This is a genomic window from Nocardioides mangrovicus (assembly GCF_003674065.1).
Taxonomy (GTDB): domain Bacteria; phylum Actinomycetota; class Actinomycetes; order Propionibacteriales; family Nocardioidaceae; genus Marmoricola; species Marmoricola mangrovicus.
Window position 1 is genome coordinate 36,389 of sequence record NZ_RDBE01000005.1, and the last position, 18,117, is coordinate 54,505.

General features: G+C 70.7%; 17 protein-coding genes. All 17 read left to right on the top strand.

Features of this window, described 5'->3' with window-relative positions:
• Positions 1-157 precede the first annotated feature (157 nt).
• On the top strand, positions 158-1,165 hold the full coding sequence (locus D9V37_RS05570; protein ID WP_121805171.1) for an ABC transporter permease: 1,008 nt from the start codon (positions 158-160) through the stop codon (positions 1,163-1,165).
• 97 nt (positions 1,166-1,262) lie between these two features.
• Positions 1,263-2,990: an ABC transporter substrate-binding protein gene (locus tag D9V37_RS05575; protein WP_121805172.1), complete on the top strand. Its 1,728-nt coding sequence runs from the start codon at positions 1,263-1,265 to the stop codon at positions 2,988-2,990.
• 138 nt (positions 2,991-3,128) lie between these two features.
• Positions 3,129-4,142, top strand: coding sequence for an ABC transporter permease (locus D9V37_RS05580; RefSeq protein WP_121805173.1), 1,014 nt, complete (start codon positions 3,129-3,131; stop codon positions 4,140-4,142).
• Between the two features lie 20 nt (positions 4,143-4,162).
• Entirely contained in the window at positions 4,163-5,281 is a 1,119-nt protein-coding gene (locus D9V37_RS05585; RefSeq protein ID WP_121805174.1) for an ABC transporter ATP-binding protein, read from the top strand.
• Complete coding sequence (locus D9V37_RS05590; protein WP_121805175.1) at positions 5,278-6,546, top strand: ABC transporter ATP-binding protein; 1,269 nt, start codon at positions 5,278-5,280, stop codon at positions 6,544-6,546. Before D9V37_RS05585 ends, D9V37_RS05590 begins: the two co-directional genes overlap by 4 nt.
• A gap of 56 nt (positions 6,547-6,602) precedes the next feature.
• Entirely contained in the window at positions 6,603-7,967 is a 1,365-nt protein-coding gene (locus tag D9V37_RS05595) for a replication-associated recombination protein A (RefSeq protein WP_232524767.1), read from the top strand.
• 11 nt (positions 7,968-7,978) lie between these two features.
• A complete protein-coding gene (locus tag D9V37_RS05600) occupies positions 7,979-8,437 on the top strand; it encodes a hypothetical protein (RefSeq protein ID WP_121805176.1) in 459 nt (152 codons plus the stop codon).
• On the top strand, positions 8,437-8,700 hold the full coding sequence (locus D9V37_RS05605) for a DUF6167 family protein (RefSeq protein ID WP_198412396.1): 264 nt from the start codon (positions 8,437-8,439) through the stop codon (positions 8,698-8,700). The genes D9V37_RS05600 and D9V37_RS05605 overlap by 1 nt, the downstream gene beginning before the upstream one ends.
• Complete coding sequence (gene alaS / locus D9V37_RS05610) at positions 8,687-11,365, top strand: alanine--tRNA ligase (RefSeq protein WP_121805177.1); 2,679 nt, start codon at positions 8,687-8,689, stop codon at positions 11,363-11,365. Before D9V37_RS05605 ends, alaS begins: the two co-directional genes overlap by 14 nt.
• A gap of 136 nt (positions 11,366-11,501) precedes the next feature.
• Positions 11,502-11,990: a Holliday junction resolvase RuvX gene (gene ruvX, locus D9V37_RS05615; protein ID WP_121805178.1), complete on the top strand. Its 489-nt coding sequence runs from the start codon at positions 11,502-11,504 to the stop codon at positions 11,988-11,990.
• Positions 11,983-13,191 (top strand): endolytic transglycosylase MltG, encoded by a 1,209-nt coding sequence (gene mltG, locus D9V37_RS05620; protein WP_121805179.1) that lies wholly within the window; start codon positions 11,983-11,985, stop codon positions 13,189-13,191. The genes ruvX and mltG overlap by 8 nt, the downstream gene beginning before the upstream one ends.
• Positions 13,192-13,202: 11 nt before the next feature.
• Positions 13,203-14,036 carry a shikimate dehydrogenase gene (locus D9V37_RS05625; RefSeq protein WP_121805230.1) on the top strand — a complete coding sequence of 278 codons (834 nt, stop codon included), beginning with the start codon at positions 13,203-13,205 and terminating at the stop codon, positions 14,034-14,036.
• A gap of 5 nt (positions 14,037-14,041) precedes the next feature.
• Entirely contained in the window at positions 14,042-14,914 is an 873-nt protein-coding gene (locus D9V37_RS05630) for a prepilin peptidase (protein ID WP_121805180.1), read from the top strand.
• A 22-nt stretch (positions 14,915-14,936) separates the two neighbouring features.
• Positions 14,937-16,115: a chorismate synthase gene (gene aroC, locus D9V37_RS05635; protein ID WP_121805181.1), complete on the top strand. Its 1,179-nt coding sequence runs from the start codon at positions 14,937-14,939 to the stop codon at positions 16,113-16,115.
• Positions 16,112-16,630, top strand: coding sequence for a shikimate kinase (locus D9V37_RS05640; RefSeq protein WP_332835741.1), 519 nt, complete (start codon positions 16,112-16,114; stop codon positions 16,628-16,630). Before aroC ends, D9V37_RS05640 begins: the two co-directional genes overlap by 4 nt.
• Positions 16,627-17,661 (top strand): 3-dehydroquinate synthase, encoded by a 1,035-nt coding sequence (gene aroB / locus D9V37_RS05645; protein ID WP_198412397.1) that lies wholly within the window; start codon positions 16,627-16,629, stop codon positions 17,659-17,661. The genes D9V37_RS05640 and aroB overlap by 4 nt, the downstream gene beginning before the upstream one ends.
• Positions 17,658-18,086 carry a type II 3-dehydroquinate dehydratase gene (locus D9V37_RS05650; protein ID WP_121805182.1) on the top strand — a complete coding sequence of 143 codons (429 nt, stop codon included), beginning with the start codon at positions 17,658-17,660 and terminating at the stop codon, positions 18,084-18,086. Before aroB ends, D9V37_RS05650 begins: the two co-directional genes overlap by 4 nt.
• The last annotated feature ends 31 nt before the right edge of the window (positions 18,087-18,117 follow it).

An 18,117-nucleotide genomic window follows, 5' to 3' on the forward strand; every position in this document is an offset into this window, starting at 1 on the left:
GAAATCGTCCGTAGCCAGATCGTTACGCGCGTGAGACCGTCACCGCCGCCGGGTTCACATAACATCCTCCGCGTTGGTGCCGGGCGATCCTCGGACCGATGCGTCACCCCGCCGGGCACGCCCAGGTGCCGACGAACTCCCAAGACCCGAGGTGAGCATGACTCTGCAGACGTCGCAGCTGGAGAGCCTCGAGCCCACTCCGGTCGAGTCTGATGAGTCCAGCACCAAGGCCGTCGCCGGCCTCTCGCCCTCGCGATTGGCCCTGCGCCGCTTCCGCCGCGACCGGCTTTCCATGGTTGCCTTCGTCGTGGTGGCTTCCTATGTCGTGCTGGCGCTGCTCGCTCCGATCCTCGTCAAGATCGGCTTCATCGACCCGTTCAAGTTCCACCAGAACCTCCTCGATGCCAACCTGGGCGGTATCCCCAAGGGCAAGTTCGGTGGCGTGAGCGGCTCGCACCTCCTCGGTGTCGAGCCGGGCACGGGGCGCGACGTGCTGGCCCGCATGTGGTACGGGGTCACCTTCTCCTTGACGATCGCTCTGGCGGCCACTCTCGTCTCCAGCGTCCTCGGCGTGGTGCTCGGCATCATCGCCGGCTTCCGTGGCGGCCTGATCGACGCCACCATCGGCCGCGTCATCGACCTCACGCTCTCCTTCCCGCAGACGCTGATGCTGCTGGCGCTGTCGACGGTGTTCGTGCTGGCCATCCAGAACGCGCTGAACGTGAACGTCAACCTGGCCAACGGGATCTACGAAGTGCTCGTGCTCGGCCTCTTCGGCTGGCCCACGGTCGCCCGGCTCATCCGGGGCCAAGTCCTCTCCATCCGCGAGCGTGAGTTCATCGACGCAGCCGTCCTGCTGGGCGCCTCGCAGCGGAGGATCTACTTCAAGGAGATCCTGCCGAACCTGTGGGCGCCGATCCTGGTCTCGTTCACGCTCACGATGCCCGCCTACGTCTCGACCGAAGCCGCACTGTCGTTCCTCAACGTCGGCATCAAGCCGCCGACGCCCACCCTGGGCAACATCCTCGACGGCTCGATCAACTACGCGCAGTCGGACTTTTTGTTCTTCTTCTTCCCTGCGCTCCTCATCGCCATCATCGTGGTCAGCTTCAACCTGCTCGGCGACGGCATCCGCGACGCACTCGACCCGAAGAGCGATCGGTGACGAGCGCCGCCCCCTGCACCACCAAGAAGACTTCGGCAGCATCCGCTGCCGACGGGTGCCGCCGGTTCTCGGCGCGACACACTTACAAGGAGAGGTAATGGCCAATCGAAAGCGGATGGTCGCGGCGATCGCCACGACGGCCGTGGCTGCGATGACGCTGGCTGCCTGCGGCGGCGGCGGCTCAAGCAGCGGCGGGGGGAAGGCGTCCAGCGGTGGGACGCTCTACTACTACGTCTACAAGCCGTACGAGCACCAGGACCCGCAGCGCACCTACCTGGGAGTCCAGATCTCCAACGACACGAGGATGATCTACCGCCAGCTCGTGGCGTTCCCCATCTCGACCAACCCCGACGTCTCCAACAAGCCGGTCGCCGACCTGGCCACCGACACCGGTACCTCGAGCAATGGCGCGAAGACCTGGAAGTTCACCCTCAAGAGCGGCCAGAAGTGGCAGGACGGCTCGACGATCACCTGTGCCGACCTGAAGTACGGCGCCTCGAGGACGTTCGCCACCGACGTCATCACGGGCGGCCCGAATTACATCCTCAGCTACCTCGACGTCCCGCAGGACAAGAGCGGTCTGCCCATCTACACCGGGCCCTACAAGTCCTCCGCGGCCGGGCAGGCCGCCTTCGACAAGGCCATCACCTGCGACGGCAACACCATCACCTACAACTTCAACAAGCCATGGCCCGACTTCCCGCTGGCCGTGGCCTCGCTGCACATGATGGACCCGTACAAGAAGAGCCAGGACCAGGGCAACAAGTCCAACTACGCGATGTTCTCCAGCGGTCCCTACAAGCTGCAGGGCACCTGGTCCAAGGAGAAGGGCGGCACGTTCGTCCGCAACAAGTACTACAAGTCGACCTCGGCCCTGAAGAAGATCCGTCAGGCCAACCCGGACAAGATCGTGTTCCAGGTGGGCAACACCGCCGAGACCATCTACGACCGGCTGATCGCCGACTCGGGCAACGACAAGTACGCGGTGACCTCCAACATCGTCCCGCCGGCGTACTACTCGCGCATCACCGGTGCGGTGGCCAAGCGCTCGGTCAACGTGAAGTCGCCCTACGTCGACTACCTGGTGCCGAACTTCAACGTGCTGACCAACCAGAAGGTCCGGCAGGCACTGGCCGAATCGACCGACGTGAAGTCGTGGATCGACGCGGGTGGTGGCGACAAGGCATACGCCCCGGCCAAGTCCATCGTGAACCCCGCGGTCAACGGCTACAAGGCGAACCCGACCTTCGCTGACATCCCGGAGAGCGGTGACCCGGCGGCAGCCAAGAAGCTCCTGCAGGAGGCCGGTGTTCAGACGCCGTACCCGATCACGTTCCAGTACCCGAGCTCCGACACCATGGACAAGCAGGCCGCGGCACTGAAGGCGGGTTGGGACAAGGCCGGCTTCAAGACCACGCTGGACGGGCTGGGCGACACCTACTACGACGTCATCCAGAAGCCGAGTGATCCCGCTTCGGTCATCTGGGGTGGTTGGGGTGCCGACTGGCCCTCCGCCATCACCGTGACGCCGCCGCTGTTCGACAGTCGGCCGAACATCACCAAGGCTTCGAACGGCCAGGACTACGGCAACTACAAGTCCGACGCGTTCAACAAGCTGGTCGACCAGGCCCAGAACGCCTCGGACCTGAGCGCGCAGACGACGGCGCTGCAGGAGGCCGACGCGCAGTTGGGCACCGATGTGGGTTACATCCCGCTGGAGATCCAAAAGTTCTACTTCCTCTACGGATCGAAGGTCACGGGCTTCACCAACACTCCGGCGTCGTCGATGTACCCGGATCTGGGCTCGATCGGCGTCTCCAAGTAACGACTGTGGGCTGAGGTTCCCCACACCCGCCGCCCCGGCCGGCCCACCGCCGGCCGGGGCGTGCCGGTGGTGACCGAACACGACCTGCAACGCGATAACGTGACCACGCGGCCAACCGGCCGGGACATGAGGTAGTGAGTGTTTGCCTACACGATGCGGCGGATCTTCGCCGGCGTGATCATGCTCATCCTGATGAGCCTGGTGACCTACGTGCTCTTCTTCTCCGGCGGCCTCCACCCGGAGCGTGCCGCCTGCGGCAAGAACTGCTCCCCGGCTCAGTGGGAACAGACCAAGAAGGCGCTGGGATACGACAAACCCGCCGTCGTTCAGTGGGGCGAGTTCTTGAAGGGCACGGTGGCAGGACGGACGTACCCCGAGGACAAGGCGCTGGCCAAGGCGAATCCCAGCCTGGTGTCGACCTGTCCCGCCCCATGCCTGGGGTACTCGGTGGTCAACACCACGAACGTGTCGACGGAGGTCAAGACCGCCTTCCCCGTCTCTTTCTCGTTGGCGATTCTCGCCTTCATCATGTGGATTGTCGGCGGCGTGTTCTTCGGGGTCATAGCGGCCCTGAGAAGAGGCACCGTCGTCGACCGCGGCATCGTCGGGGTCTCGCTGATCTTCTATGCGTTCCCGACGTTCTGGATCGGCCTGTTCTTCTTGAAGTTCTTCGCCATCCAGTGGCAGATCTTCCCGGTGCCCAGCTACGTGAACCTGACTGACAGCCCGTTGGCGTGGCTGGGCAATCTCGTTCTTCCCAGCCTCACGTTGGCGTTGATCTACATGGCGGGCTACGTGCGCATGACGCGCGCCTTCGTGCTGGAGTCCTTCGGCGAGGACTACCTCCGCACGGCGCGCGCGAAAGGACTGCCCAACCGGCGGGTGCTCGTCAAGCACAGTCTGCGCGCCTCCTTGACGCCGATCGTGACGATGGCCGGGCTCGACTTCGGGGCCTTGGTCGGTGGCGCGATCATCACCGAGTCGGTGTTCAACTACGACGGCTTGGGCGCGCTGGCCGTCGATTCCGTGCGCACTCTGGACCTCCCGACCATCGTCGGTCTGGTGGTCGTGCTCGCCGCCTTCATCATCTTGGCCAACATCGTCGTTGACATCCTCTACGCGGTCATCGACCCGCGCGTGCGTCTCGGCTGAGGCGGAAGGACACTGACCCCATGACCCACGCAGCAAGCTCGCCTGCTCCGGAGACGGTCCCGCAGCAACGGCCCTCGGGCCAGCCGTTCCTCTCGGTGCGCGACCTGCTGGTCCACTTCCCGACCGTCGACGGCGTCGTGAAGGCCACCGACGGACTCTCTTTCGACCTCGCGCGCGGCAAGACGCTGGGCATCGTGGGGGAGTCGGGGTCGGGAAAGTCGGTCTCCAGCTCCACGATCCTGGGCCTGCAGCGCGGCACCCGAGCGATCGTCAAGGGCGAGATCCTGCTCGACGGCACGGACCTGTTGTCCATCTCCGACGAGCAGATGCGGCTGCGGCGCGGCCGCGACGTGGCGATGATCTTCCAGGACCCCCTCTCGGCGATGCACCCGTACTACACGGTGGGCAACCAGATCGGTGAGGCCTACATGGTCCACCACGACGTCTCGAAGAAGGCGGCCCGCGCCCGGGCGATCGAGATGCTCGACCGGGTCGGCATCCCGCAGCCCGACCGGCGCGTCGACGACTACCCGCACCAGTTCTCCGGCGGTATGCGGCAGCGGGCCATGATCGCCATGGGCCTGATCAACGACCCCGGTCTGCTCATCGCCGACGAGCCGACCACCGCGCTCGACGTGACGGTGCAGGCCCAGATCCTCGACCTGCTCCAGGACCTGCAGCGCGAGTTCAACTCCGCGATCATCATCATCACCCACGACCTCGGGGTCGTCGCGGAGATGGCCGACGACGTGCTGGTGATGTACGCCGGCCGCTGCGTGGAGTACGGCCCGACCAAGGAGATCCTCACCCAGCCGCAGATGCCCTACACGTGGGGTCTGCTCTCCAGCGTGCCCGACGTCGCCGGCGACACCGAGTCGCGGCTGGTGCCGATCCCGGGCAACCCGCCCAGCCTGCTCAACCCGCCGAGCGGATGCGCGTTCCACCCCCGCTGCGCGCACCTCGACAAGGTGCCCGGCAACCTGTGTCGCACCGACCTGCCCGACCTCACCCCGGCCACCACCGGCGGGAACCACGTCAAGCGCTGCCACCTCGTTCACCCCGAGGACGTGTGGGCCAAGGAGGTCCTGCCCGAGATCGCGCCCGAGCTGGCCGAGCAGAACCAGGAGCCCACCGCATGAGCCACGCCGAGCCCACCCCAGCGGCGGAGTCCGCCCCGGGCGAGCAGTCCAGCGCAGCCGAGGAGATCATCCCCGACCCCGGGCACGTCTTCGAGGCGCACGGGCAGAGCGAGGCGGACTTCTCCGCCAAGCCGATCCTGACCGTCGACAACCTCAAGATGTACTTCCCGGTCAAGAGCGCTGGGATCATCCGGCGCACGATCGGTCACGTGCAGGCCGTCGACGGAGTCTCCTTCGAGGTCCGCAAGGGCGACTCGCTGGGCCTGGTCGGTGAGTCGGGCTGCGGCAAGTCCACCACCGGTCGCCTGATCACGCGCCTGTACAAGCCCACGGCCGGTTCGATCGCCTTCGAGGGCACCGACATCTCCGGCTACGGCTCGCGGCAGCTGCTCCCGCTGCGCCGCGACATCCAGATGATCTTCCAGGACCCGGCCACGTCGCTGAACCCGCGGCACACGGTCGGCTCGATCATCGGCGCCCCGCTGCGCATCCACCAGGTGGTGCCCAGCGACAAGGTGCTGCCCCGCGTGCAGGAGCTGTTGGAGGTGGTCGGCCTCAACCCCGAGCACTACAACCGCTACCCCCACGAGTTCTCCGGCGGCCAGCGCCAGCGCATCGGCATCGCGCGGGCGCTGACGCTGCAGCCGAAGCTGCTGGTGGCCGACGAGCCGGTCTCCGCGCTCGACGTGTCGATCCAGGCCCAGGTGATCAACCTGCTCCAGGACCTGCAGAACGAGTTCGGCATCGCGTTCCTCTTCATCGCCCACGACCTGGCCGTCGTGCGCCACTTCTGCCCCGAGGTCGCGGTGATGTACCTGGGCAAGATCGTCGAGATCGCCGACCGCGACACCATCTACGGCGCGCCGCACCACCCCTACACCCAGGCGCTGCTCTCGGCCGTGCCCGACGTCCGGCAGGCCTCCATCGGCGGCCGCCGCGAGCGGATCCGCCTCGAGGGCGACGTCCCCAGCCCGATCAACCCGCCCTCGGGCTGCCGCTTCCGCACCCGCTGCCCGATCGCTCGCGACATCTGCGCCCGCGTCGAGCCGCCGCTGATGCAGGTCGGCAAGCGCCACAAGGTGGCCTGCCACTTCGCCGGCGAGCTCGGCCAGCACCCGGCCACGCCGGTCACCACCGGTGTGCTCGGCGTCGACGACGAGGGCCACGACGTGGCCGGAGCCCAGCGCCGCTCGGACCTGCTGGACCACCCCGGCTACCAGGACACCTGGCTCGACCTGAAGACCGGCCAGCCCGTCGGCAGCTGAGGTCGTCGGTGGGAACGCCGCGGCGCCCGTCCGAGGCCCGACCGTAGGCTCGACGGGTGAGTGACGAACCGCTGCTGGAGCTCGAGCCGACCCGGTCGCCGGCATCGGCCGGCGGCGGCACGCTGGCCGGCAACGCCCACGCCTCGGCGCCGCTGGCGGTGCGGATGCGGCCCCGGACGCTCGACGAGCTGGCCGGCCAGCAGCACCTGCTCGCGCCGGGAGCGCCGCTGCGTCGGCTGGTCGAGGGCGACCAGCCGATGTCGCTGTTGCTGTGGGGGCCGCCCGGGGTCGGCAAGACCACCATCGCCTCCATCGTCAGCCACAGCACCAACCGGCAGTTCGTGGAGGTCTCGGCCGTCGCCGCGGGGGTCAAGGAGGTGCGCGCGGCCATCGACTCCGCTCGGCGACGGCTGGGGAGCACGGGCGAGGAGACGGTGCTCTTCGTCGACGAGGTGCACCGCTTCACCAAGGCCCAGCAGGACGCGCTGCTGCCCGGGGTGGAGAACCGCTGGGTGACGCTGGTGGCGGCCACCACCGAGAACCCGTTCTTCTCGGTCATCTCGCCGCTGCTCTCGCGCTCGCTGCTGCTCACCCTCGAGCCGCTCACCGACGACGACGTGGCCGGCGTCGTGGCCGCCGCACTGAGCGACGAGCGCGGGCTGGGCGGCACGCTCGGCCTGGACGACGACGCCCGCGCCCACCTGCTGCGCCTCGCCGGCGGAGACGCGCGCCGGGCGCTGACCTACCTCGAGGCCGCCGCCGGGGCGGCGGAGGCGGCAGGGGCGAGCACTATTGACCTGGCCACGGCCGAGCGGGCGGTCGACCGGGCGGCGGTGCGCTACGACCGGCAGGGCGACCAGCACTACGACGTCATCAGCGCCTTCATCAAGTCCGTCCGTGGCTCCGACGCCGACGCCGCGTTGCACTACCTGGCCCGGATGATCGAGGCGGGCGAGGACCCGCGGTTCATCGCCCGTCGGCTGGTCATCTCGGCCAGTGAGGACGTCGGGCTGGCCGACCCGACCGCGTTGACCACCGCCGTCGCCGCCGCGCAGGCGGTGCAGCTGATCGGGCTGCCCGAGGCCAGGCTCAACCTCGCCCAGGCCACCATCGCGCTAGCTGTGGCACCCAAGAGCAACGCCGTCACCACCGCCATCGACGCGGCGCAGGCCGACGTCCGCCGCGGGCTGATCGGCGCCGTCCCCGCCCACCTGCGCGACGCGCACTACGCCGGCTCGAAGCAGATCGGCCACGGCGGCGGCTACGTCTACGCCCACGACGAGCCGTTCGGGATCGCCGAGCAGCAGTACGCGCCCGACGAGCTGCTGGACTCGGAGTACTACCGGCCCACCGACCACGGCGCCGAGGCCAGGGTCAAGGAGCGATGGGAGCGGGTCCGGAACATCGTGCGGGGCCGTTAGTGTTGCCCGTTATGGACGCGGGCACCTGGGCGCTGTTGGGCGCCGTCGTGCTGCTCGCGCTCGTCGTGGGGCTGCTGGCCGGGGTGGTGATCGGGCAGCGACGTCGCCTCGAAGAGCTGGCCGCACGCGTCGCGCACGCACCGGAACCGGCCGCACCCGTGGTGCCGCAGCAGGTCGCTGCCCAGCAGGCGGCTCCGCAGGAGGCCGAGTTCGTCATCACTCGCGTGGGCCAGGCCAGCTCGGACCCGGAGCCGGTGCCGGTCGGCAACCAGCTGGTGCTCTCGGCGACCCTGGGCGAGCCGTTGGTCAAGGCCGCGGCGCTGGCCCACGGCGTGCGCCGCGCGCTGGCCCCGGAGAGCCGCAACCGGATTTGGTTCCACGTGCGCCAGGAGGTGCGGCACACGCGCAAGCAGCGGCGCCGCGAGATGCGTCAGGCCTGGCGGGAGAAGAAGCAGCAGGAAGCCGCCTGATGCGGACGCTGTGGTTCGTGGCCGGCGCGGGTGCCGGCGTGTACGTCATGCTGCGCGCGCGGCGAGCGGCCGAGGCGCTCACGCCGGAGGGCTGGCACGACCGCGCCGCAGGGGTGCAGCTGGGCTGGCAGATGTTCTCCGACGAGGTGCGGGCGGGGATGGCCGAGAAGGAAACCGAGTTGCGCGAGCGGCTGTTGACCCCGCCTGATGGAGAACGACGACTGTTGAGCAGTGGAGGGAGTGGTCCGGATGGACAGCAGTGAGATCCGACGACGTTTCGTTGAGCATTTCGAGGCCGCCGACCACCACCCGGTGCCCTCGGCGTCGTTGCTGCTCGACGACCCGACCCTGCTGTTCGTCAACGCGGGCATGGTGCCGTTCAAGCCGTACTTCCTGGGCCAGGAGACACCGCCGTGGCCACGGGCGACGAGCGTGCAGAAGTGCATCCGCACCCCCGACATCGAGGACGTCGGCAAGACGACGCGGCACGGCACGTTCTTCGAGATGTGCGGCAACTTCTCCTTCGGCGACTACTTCAAGGAGCGCGCCATCGAGCTGGCGTGGGACCTGGTCACCAAGCCGCAGGCCGACGGCGGCTGGGGGCTGGAGGAGTCGCGGCTCTACCCCTCGATCCTCGACGGCGATGACGAGGCGCTGCGCCTGTGGATGCGCACCACCGGGCTGCCCGAGGAGCGGATCCTGCGGCTGGGCGCGAAGGAGAACTACTGGTCGATGGGAGTGCCGGGGCCCGGCGGACCCTGCTCGGAGATCCTCTACGACCGCGGGCCCGAGTACGGTCCCGACTTCGACCCCGCGACGCTCGGGCCCGACATGCCGTTCGCGCTGGAGGACCGGCTGCTGGAGATCTGGAACCTGGTCTTCATGCAGGAGGAGCTCTCGGCCGTGCGCAGCAAGTCCGACTTCGACATCGTCGGGCCGCTGCCGAAGAAGAACATCGACACCGGCATGGGGCTCGAGCGCATCGCGCTGCTGCTGCAGGGCCGCGAGAACATGTACGAGATCGACACCATGTTCCCGGTGATCCGGCGCGCCGAGGAGCTCACCGGCCGGCGCTACGGCGCCTCGCCCGACGACGACGTCCGGTTTCGCGTGGTCTCCGACCACGTCCGCAGCTCGCTGATGCTCATCGGCGACGGCGTCACGCCCGGCAACGAGGGCCGCGGTTACGTGCTGCGCCGGCTGCTGCGCCGTGCGGTGCGCTCGATGCGGCTGCTCGGCACCGAGGACAAGGTGCTGCCCGAGCTGCTGCCGGTCAGCCGCGACAAGATGGGCGAGACCTACTCCGAGCTGGTCCGCGACTGGGACCGCATCGCGACCGTCGCCTACGCCGAGGAGGACGCGTTCCGCGCGACGCTGCGCGCGGGGTCGACCAAGTTCGTCGAGATGACCTCCGGCGGCGGCCAGGTGAATGCGTCGGACGCCTTCACGCTGCACGACACCTACGGCTTCCCGATCGACCTGACCCTGGAGATGGCGGCCGAGAAGGGCCTGGTCGTCGACGAGCCGGGCTTCCGGCGGCTGATGCAGGAGCAGCGCGACCGCGCGAAGGCCGACGCGAGGGCCAAGAAGGGCAAGCACGCCGACGCGCACGCGTACCGGGCGATCGCCGACGCGATGGGCGCGCCGGTCGACTTCACCGGCTACGGCGAGGTGCGGGGCGAGAGCACGGTGACGGGCATCGTCGGCGCCGACGGCGAGAGTGTCGCGGCGGCGCACGAGGGTGACGAGATCGAGCTCGTCACCGACCGCACGCCGTTCTACGCCGAGGGCGGCGGGCAGCTGGCCGACCAGGGCGTCATCGAGCTGGCCAACGGCGCGCGGCTGGTGGTCGACGACGTGCAGCAGCCGGTCAAGGGCGTCATCGTGCACAAGGCGCGTGTGATCAACGGCGAGGTCGGCGTCGGCGACGCGGCGCAGCTGCTGGTCGACGTCGAGCGGCGGGCCTCCATCAGCCGCTCGCACACCGCGACCCACATGGTGCACAAGGCCTTCCGCGAGGCGCTGGGTGAGACCGCGACGCAGGCCGGCTCGGAGAACTCACCGGGTCGCTTCCGCTTCGACTTCTCCGCCACCGGCGCGGTACCGGAGTCGGCGATGCTCGACGTCGAGGCGCGGGTCAACGACCTGGTGCTGGCCGACCTCGCGGTCGAGGCGGAGTTCATGAGCCAGACCGACGCGGTGCGCTCGGGCGCGATGGCGCTGTTCGGCGAGAAGTACGGCGACACCGTGCGCGTGGTCTCCGTCGGCGACTGGGCGCGCGAGCTGTGCGGCGGCACCCACGCGGGCCGCTCGGGGCAGCTGGGCATGGTGAAGCTGATGGGGGAGTCCTCGATCGGCTCCGGCGTGCGCCGCGTGGAGGCGCTGGTGGGTGGCGACGCCTACCGGTTCCTGGCCCGCGAGCACGCGCTGGTGGCGCAGCTGAGCGAGCTGATGAAGGTGCGCGCCGAGGAACTGCCCGAGCGCGTCTCCGACGTGCTGGACCGACTGCGGACCGCCGAGAAGGAGATCGAGCAGGTGCGTGTGGACCAGCTGCTGGCCTCGGCCGGCACGCTCGCCACCGCTGCTGAGGACCTCGGCGGGGTCTCCTACGTCGGCACCCGGCTCGAGGGCGCAGGCGGCGGCGACGTGCGCACCCTGGCCCTCGACGTCCGCGGCCGGCTGCCCGGCGACCGCCCGGCCGTGGTCGCGGTGGTCGGCGTGGCCGAGGGACGCCCCTCGGTCGTCGTGGCCACCAACGAGCCGGCGCGCGAGCGGGGACTCTCGGCCAACGACCTGGTCCGCGCGGCCTGCGAGAAGCTGGGCGGCAAGGGCGGCGGCAAGGCCGACGTCGCCCAGGGCGGCGGCTCCGACGCCGGCGGCGTCGACGAGGCGCTGGCGGCGGTCCGCGCCGCGGTCGCCACCGCGTGACCCAGGTGATCCGGCATACGCCGCACCACGGACGTGCGGGTGGAGGAAACCGCCCTTTCGCGTCTTGGTTCGCCCGGTGTGCGGGACGGTTTTCCCGCCTAGGCGGGGAAACCGCCCACCCCCGGGCGGCCCACTGATGCGCCCCGGCCCCCGACTCGGCCTCGACCCCGGCGACGCCCGGATCGGGGTGGCCAGCAGCGACCCGAGCGGGTTCCTGGCCAGCCCCCTGGACACGGTGGCGCGCGGGCGGGGCGACCTGGACCGGCTGGCGGCGCTGGCCGGCGAGAGCGGGGCGGTGGAGGTCGTGGTCGGGCTGCCGAAGTCGCTTTCGGGGCGCGAGGGACCGTCGGCGGGTAAGGTGCGGGAGTTCGCGCAGGCGCTCGCCACGCGGGTCGCACCGCTCCCGGTGCGGCTGGTCGACGAGCGGCTGAGCACGGTCACCGCAGAGGCGGTGCTTCGGGACCAGGGAAGGAAGGGCAGGAGGCGACGCGCGGTGGTGGACCAGGCCGCGGCGGTGGTCATCCTGCAGCACGCGCTGGACACCGAGCGCGCGACCGGGCGCCCGCCCGGTGAGCCGGTGCCGGCCACCTTCGTCACGCCACCACAGGAGCCGGCAGATGAGTGACTTCGGCCGCATGCTCGGCTCGGACAGCGACACCTCCGAGCACGAGGACGTCCACGACGACACCCACCACGACACCCACCAGCAGGCCGGCGACGGCGACGACTACTACCAGACCTTCCACCGCGAGCGTCCCCGCCGACGGCGGCGGCGCGGCGGCGGCAAGGCGCTGCTGGTCCTGGTCGTCATCGCGGTGCTCGTCGTCGGTGTCGGCGTGGTCGGCTTCGGCCGACTCAAGGACCGCCTCGCCCCGGCGCCCGACTACCCCGGTCCCGGTACCGGCTCGGTGAGCTTCCAGGTCACCCAGGGCGAGAGCGTCGCCAACATGGGCAACGGCCTCAAGGCCAAGGGCGTCGTGAAGTCCACCGACGCCTTCATCGACGCCGCGAAGAAGAACGACCGCTCCAGCTCGATCCAGGTTGGCTACTACCAGCTGAAGAAGCAGATGAAGGCCGCCGACGCACTGGCGGTCCTGGTCGATCCCGACAACATCCAGCAGACCAGCGTCACCATCCCCGAGGGCGCGCGGGTCCGCGACATCATCACCACGATCGTCAAGCGCACGAAGTTCACCGAGGCCCAGGTGAACGCGGTGCTCAAGGACCCGACGCAGCTCGGACTCCCGGCCGCGGCGGGCGGCAACCCGGAGGGCTACCTCTTCCCCGCGACGTACACCGTCACCCCCGACGAGACTCCCGCCCAGCTCCTGCAGCAGATGGTGCAGAAGACCGAGGAGGTCGAGCAGGAGCTGGACCTGGTCACCAAGGCCAAGGCGGTCAACCTCGACCCCGAGCAGGTCTTCACCGTGGCCAGCATCTTGGAGTACGAGGCCAACCGCGCCGCCGACTACCCCAAGGTCGCCCGGGTGATCTACAACCGGCTGAACAAGGGCATGGCCCTGCAGCTGGACTCCACCGTCAGCTACCTCAGCCAGCGCAAGGGCGACGTGTGGACGACTGCTGCCGAGCGGGCCAGCGACTCGAAGTACAACACCTACAAGAACACCGGCCTGCCCCCCGGACCCATCGGCAACCCCGGCGAGGCCACGCTCAAGGCCGCGCTCGCCCCGGCCAAGGGCAGCTGGCTGTACTTCCTGCCGGACTATGAGAACAACACCACGCTGTTCTTCGACGAGGACGGCCCGGCCCGGCAGAAGGCGCTGGCCGACCTGAAGAAGTACTGCCAGACCCACGACTCCTGCTGAGGCGCGTGTCGATGCGCTGTGCCGTCCTGGGATCGCCGATCGCCCACTCGCTCTCACCGGTGCTCCACCGCGCCGCCTACGCCTCGCTCGGGCTCGCCGGCTGGAGCTACGAGGCGATCGACGTCGACGAGGCCGGCCTGCCCGACGTCGTCGAGGGCCTGGACCCCACGTGGCGCGGACTGTCGTTGACGATGCCGCTCAAACGGGCGGTGATGCCGCTGCTGGACTCCACCACCCGCACCGCCGAGCGCGCCGGCGCGGCCAATACGGTCCTGCTGGCCGACGGGCTGCGGCTGGGCGACAACACCGACGTGCCCGGCATGGTCGCGGCGCTGCGCGAGCGCTACACCGGCCCGGTGCGCACCGCCGTCGTCGTCGGGGGCGGCGCCACGGCCTCGGCCGCGCTGCTGGCCCTGGCCGACCTCGGGTGCGTGCACGCCACGCTGCTGGTGCGCGACCCGGCCCGCGCGGAGACCACGCTCGAGGTGGCCCGCCGCCACGGCAGCCCGCTGGTCGAGCTCGCGCCCCTGATCGGCGCTCCGCTCGAGGCCGACGTCGCCGTCTCCACGGTGCCCGCCGCGGCCCAGACCGCCGACCTGCTGGTCCGCCTCGCGCACGTGCCGGTGCTCTTCGACGTCGTCTACGACCCCTGGCCGACGCCGCTGGCGGTGTCGGTGGGCGAGCACCACGTGCTGGTCTCGGGGCTCGACCTGCTGGTGCACCAGGCCGTCTTGCAGGTAGGCCTGATGACCGAGCTCCTCCCCACCACCGCCGAGGCCGCGCTGCCCGCGATGCGAGCAGCAGGCGAGTCGGCGCTCGCCACGCGCGGACAGCAGGGACACTGACCGGCGTGGACCACGTCTGGGCGGCGCTGCTGTGCGCGGCTCTCGCTGGCGGCGCCTCGTGGTTCGTCCCGCGGCTGGTGGCCGCGGTGCCCGAGCCGGTGCCCGAGCCGCAGACGGACGAGGCGCAACTGGAGGCGGAGGCGGACGTCGCGTCGAACCCGGGCGAACCGGGCGGTGACCCCACGAAACTCGGCTCAGCGTCTCAGCCTTCGGGAAATTCTCGGGGTTTTGCCGGGCACCCGGCAAAACCCCCGCCGCGGCCGGCCGCCCCCGCCGACCCCCCCAAACCCCTCTACCTCGACCTCGCCGCCCGGCCCGACCTGGCGCCCTGGTCCGCGCTCGCCGGCGCCCTGGCCGGCGTCCTGTTCGGCGCGGTCCTGGGCTTCGACTGGGCACTGCTGTTCCTGGTGCCCTTCGTGCCGCTGGGGGTGGCGCTGGGCTACATCGACTGGCACACCCGTCTGCTCCCCACCTGGCTGATCGCACCGGCCTACCCGGCTCTGGTCGTCCTGGTGCTGCTGGCTGGCGTGCTTTCCGGCGACTGGTCCGACGTACGCCGCGCCGCGTTCGGCTGGCTGGTCATCGGCGGTTTCTACCTGGTGCAGTGGCTGATCAGCCCGCGCATCATGGGCTACGGCGACGTCCGCCTGGCCGGGCTGCTCGGGATCATGCTGGGCTACCTGGGCTGGTCGGAGATCGTCGTCGGGCTGTTCGCGCCCATCCTCGGCCAGGGACTGCCGCAGCTGCTGGTGACGATCGTGCGCCGGCGGCGCCCGGTGGCGCGACCCTTCGGTCCGGCGATGCTCGTGGCCTCGGCCCTGGTGGTGGCGATCGGTCCGCCGCTGGGGCAGTGGTACGCCGGACGCATCGGTCTCTGAGCCCTCTGGGACAATCCTCGCCATGCTGCGCTGGATGACCGCGGGGGAGTCCCACGGGCCCTCGCTCACCGCGATCGTCGAGGGACTGCCCGCCCACGTCCGCATCTCCACCGACGACCTCGCCGGGGCGCTGGCCCGCCGTCGGCTCGGCTACGGCCGCGGAGCGCGGATGAAGTTCGAGCAGGACGCCGTCAGCCTGACCGGCGGCGTCCGTCACGGTCAGACGCTCGGCGGCCCGGTGGCCGTGGTCATCGGCAACACCGAGTGGCCGAAGTGGGAGAAGGTGATGGCCAGCGACCCGGTGGACCCGGTCGAGCTGGACGCCCTGGCCCGCAACGCGGCGCTGACGCGGCCCCGGCCCGGGCACGCCGACCTGGTCGGCATGCAGAAGTACGACTGGTCCGAGGCACGGCCCATCCTCGAGCGCGCCTCGGCACGCGAGACCGCCGCCCGCGTCGCGCTCGGTGCCATCGCCTCGGCGTTCCTCGAGCAGGCCCTCGACGTGCGGGTCGTCTCCCACGTCGTGCAGATCGGCACCGTGCGCGCGCCCGCGGGCAGCGTGCCCGGGCCCGGCGACTCGGCGCGGATCGACGAGGACCCGATGCGCTGCCTGGACCCCGACGCGGCCAAGGCGATGGTCGAGGAGGTCGACCGCGCCCACAAGGACGGCGACACCCTCGGCGGTGTCGTGGAGGTCGTGGTGCACGGGCTACCGCCGGGGCTCGGCTCGCACGTCTCCTGGGACCGACGCCTGGACTCGCGGCTGGCCGGTGCGCTCATGGGTATCCAGGCCATCAAGGGCGTCGAGGTGGGCGACGGCTTCGAGCTGGCCGCCACGCCCGGCTCCCTGGCCCACGACGAGATCGTGCCCACCGACGCCGGCATCCGGCGCACGTCGGGACGCTCCGGCGGCACCGAGGGCGGTATGACGACCGGCGAGGTGCTGCGGGTGCGCGCGGCCATGAAGCCGATCTCCACGGTGCCGCGCGCCCTGCGCACGGTCGACGTCGCCACCGGCGAGGAGGCCGTCGCCCACCACCAGCGCAGCGACGTCTGCGCGGTGCCGGCGGCCGGCGTCGTCGCCGAGGCGATGGTGGCGCTCGTGCTGGCCGAGGCGGCGCTGGAGAAGTTCGGCGGCGACTCGGTGGCCGAGACCCGTCGCAACGCCCAGTCCTACCTCGACACGCTCCGCTTCCGGTGACCGCGCGAGTGACCGCGCCCGGGGTGGTGCTGGTCGGCACGATGGGTGCAGGCAAGACGACGGTCGGCCGGATCCTGGCCGAGCAGTGGGGCGTCGGGTTCCGCGACACCGACCACGACGTCGAGGCGGGCGTCGGCAAGAGCGTCCAGGACATCTTCGTCGACGCCGGCGAGGCCGAGTTCCGCCGCATCGAGGCGGCGGCCGTGGCCGCCGCGCTGACCGCGCACGACGGCGTCCTCGCCCTCGGCGGCGGTGCGGTCCTGGACCCCAGCACCCGGGCCCTGCTGGCCGACCACACGGTGGTCTTCCTGCGCGTCGGGCTCAGCGACGCGGCCTCGCGGGTGGGCCTCGGGGTGGCGCGGCCATTGCTGCTGGGCAACGTCCGGGGACGGATGAAGCAGCTGATCGAAGAGCGAGCGGAGATCTACCTGTCGGTGGCGACCCATACCGTCGACACCGACGGACGCCCGGCGCTCGAGGTGGCGGCCGCGGTCCGAGAGGCGGTGGGACGGTGACGACGATCCACGTGAACGGCCCCGCGCCCTACGACGTGGAGGTCGGCAGCGGTGCGCTGGCCGCGCTGCCCGGGCTCGTCGGCGAGGCCCGGGTGGCACTCGTGCGCCCCGCGAGCCTGACGGTGGAGCTGCCCATCGAGCCCGCGCTGGAGGTGAGGCTGCCCGACGGCGAGGCGGCCAAGACCGTCGAGGTGGTGGCCGCGGCCTGGGAGCAGCTCGGGGCGGCGGGCTTCACCCGCTCCGACCTCGTGGTCACCGTGGGCGGCGGCGCCACCACCGACGTCGGCGGCTTCATCGCCGCCACCTGGCTGCGGGGCATCGGGGTGGTCCACGTGCCGACCACCCTCCTCGGGATGGTCGACGCCGCCGTCGGTGGCAAGACCGGCATCAACACCGCCGCCGGGAAGAACCTCGTCGGCTCCTTCCACGAGCCCGCCGCGGTGCTGTGCGACCTCGCGCTGCTGGCCACGCTGCCCCGCGAGGAGCTGGTCTCCGGCCTGGCCGAGGTGCTCAAGTGCGGGTTCGTCGCCGACCCGGAGATCCTGCGGCTCGTCGAGGACCAGCCGCAGGCCGCCCTCGACCCCGCCTCCCCGGTGCTGGCCGAGCTGGTGGATCGAGCCGTGCGCGTCAAGGCCGAGGTCGTCGGGGCGGACCTGAAGGAGGGCGGGCTGCGCGAGGTCCTCAACTACGGTCACACCATGGGCCACGCGATCGAGAGCTGGTCGCGGTTCGGCGTCCGCCACGGCGAGGCCGTCTCGCTCGGCATGGTCTACGTCGCCGAGCTGGCCCGGCTGGCCGGCCGGCTCGACGACGACACCGCGGCACGCCACGCCCAGCTGCTCTCCGCGGTCGGCCTGCCGACGCGCTGGCACGACGCGCCTTACGAGGAGCTCGCGCCCTACCTCGCCGTCGACAAGAAGTCCCGCGGCGGCACGCTGCGCTTCGTCGTGCTCGACGCGCTGGCCGAGCCCGGTCGGCTCGTGGGACCGCCCCGCGAGCTGCTCGAGGCCGCCTACGAGGTGCTCGCGTGAAGGTGCTCGTGCTCAACGGACCCAACCTGGGCCGGCTGGGGCGGCGGCAGCCGGAGATCTACGGCACCACCACCTTCGCCGAGCTCGCCGAGCGCTGCGTGCAGTGGGGCGCCGAGCTCGGCCAGGAGGTCGAGGTGCGCCAGACCAACCACGAGGGCGACCTGCTGGACTGGCTGAACTCGGCCGCCGACGAGGGCACGCCGGTGGTGCTCAACGCCGGCGCCTGGACCCACTACTCCTGGGCGCTCTACGACGCATGCGCCCAGCTGACGGCGCCGCTGGTGGAGGTCCACCTCTCCGACCCGGCCCAGCGACCCGAGGAGTTCCGCCACACCTCGGTGATCACGCCGCACGCGCTGGCCGTCGTCGCGGGTGAGGGCATCGACGGGTACCGGCGTGCGCTCGGGCTGCTCACCGCCCGTTAGGCTTGAGCGGCTCTCAACCCGGACGACTAGG

Coding starts and splice junctions, on each gene's coding strand:
- D9V37_RS05570 (WP_121805171.1), top strand. CDS start 158: ATGACTCTGCAGACGTCGCAGCTGGAGAGCCTCGAGCCCACTCCGGTC.
- D9V37_RS05575 (WP_121805172.1), top strand. CDS start 1,263: ATGGCCAATCGAAAGCGGATGGTCGCGGCGATCGCCACGACGGCCGTG.
- D9V37_RS05585 (WP_121805174.1), top strand. CDS start 4,163: ATGACCCACGCAGCAAGCTCGCCTGCTCCGGAGACGGTCCCGCAGCAA.
- D9V37_RS05590 (WP_121805175.1), top strand. CDS start 5,278: ATGAGCCACGCCGAGCCCACCCCAGCGGCGGAGTCCGCCCCGGGCGAG.
- D9V37_RS05600 (WP_121805176.1), top strand. CDS start 7,979: ATGGACGCGGGCACCTGGGCGCTGTTGGGCGCCGTCGTGCTGCTCGCG.
- D9V37_RS05605 (WP_198412396.1), top strand. CDS start 8,437: ATGCGGACGCTGTGGTTCGTGGCCGGCGCGGGTGCCGGCGTGTACGTC.
- alaS (WP_121805177.1), top strand. CDS start 8,687: ATGGACAGCAGTGAGATCCGACGACGTTTCGTTGAGCATTTCGAGGCC.
- ruvX (WP_121805178.1), top strand. CDS start 11,502: ATGCGCCCCGGCCCCCGACTCGGCCTCGACCCCGGCGACGCCCGGATC.
- mltG (WP_121805179.1), top strand. CDS start 11,983: ATGAGTGACTTCGGCCGCATGCTCGGCTCGGACAGCGACACCTCCGAG.
- D9V37_RS05625 (WP_121805230.1), top strand. CDS start 13,203: ATGCGCTGTGCCGTCCTGGGATCGCCGATCGCCCACTCGCTCTCACCG.
- aroC (WP_121805181.1), top strand. CDS start 14,937: ATGCTGCGCTGGATGACCGCGGGGGAGTCCCACGGGCCCTCGCTCACC.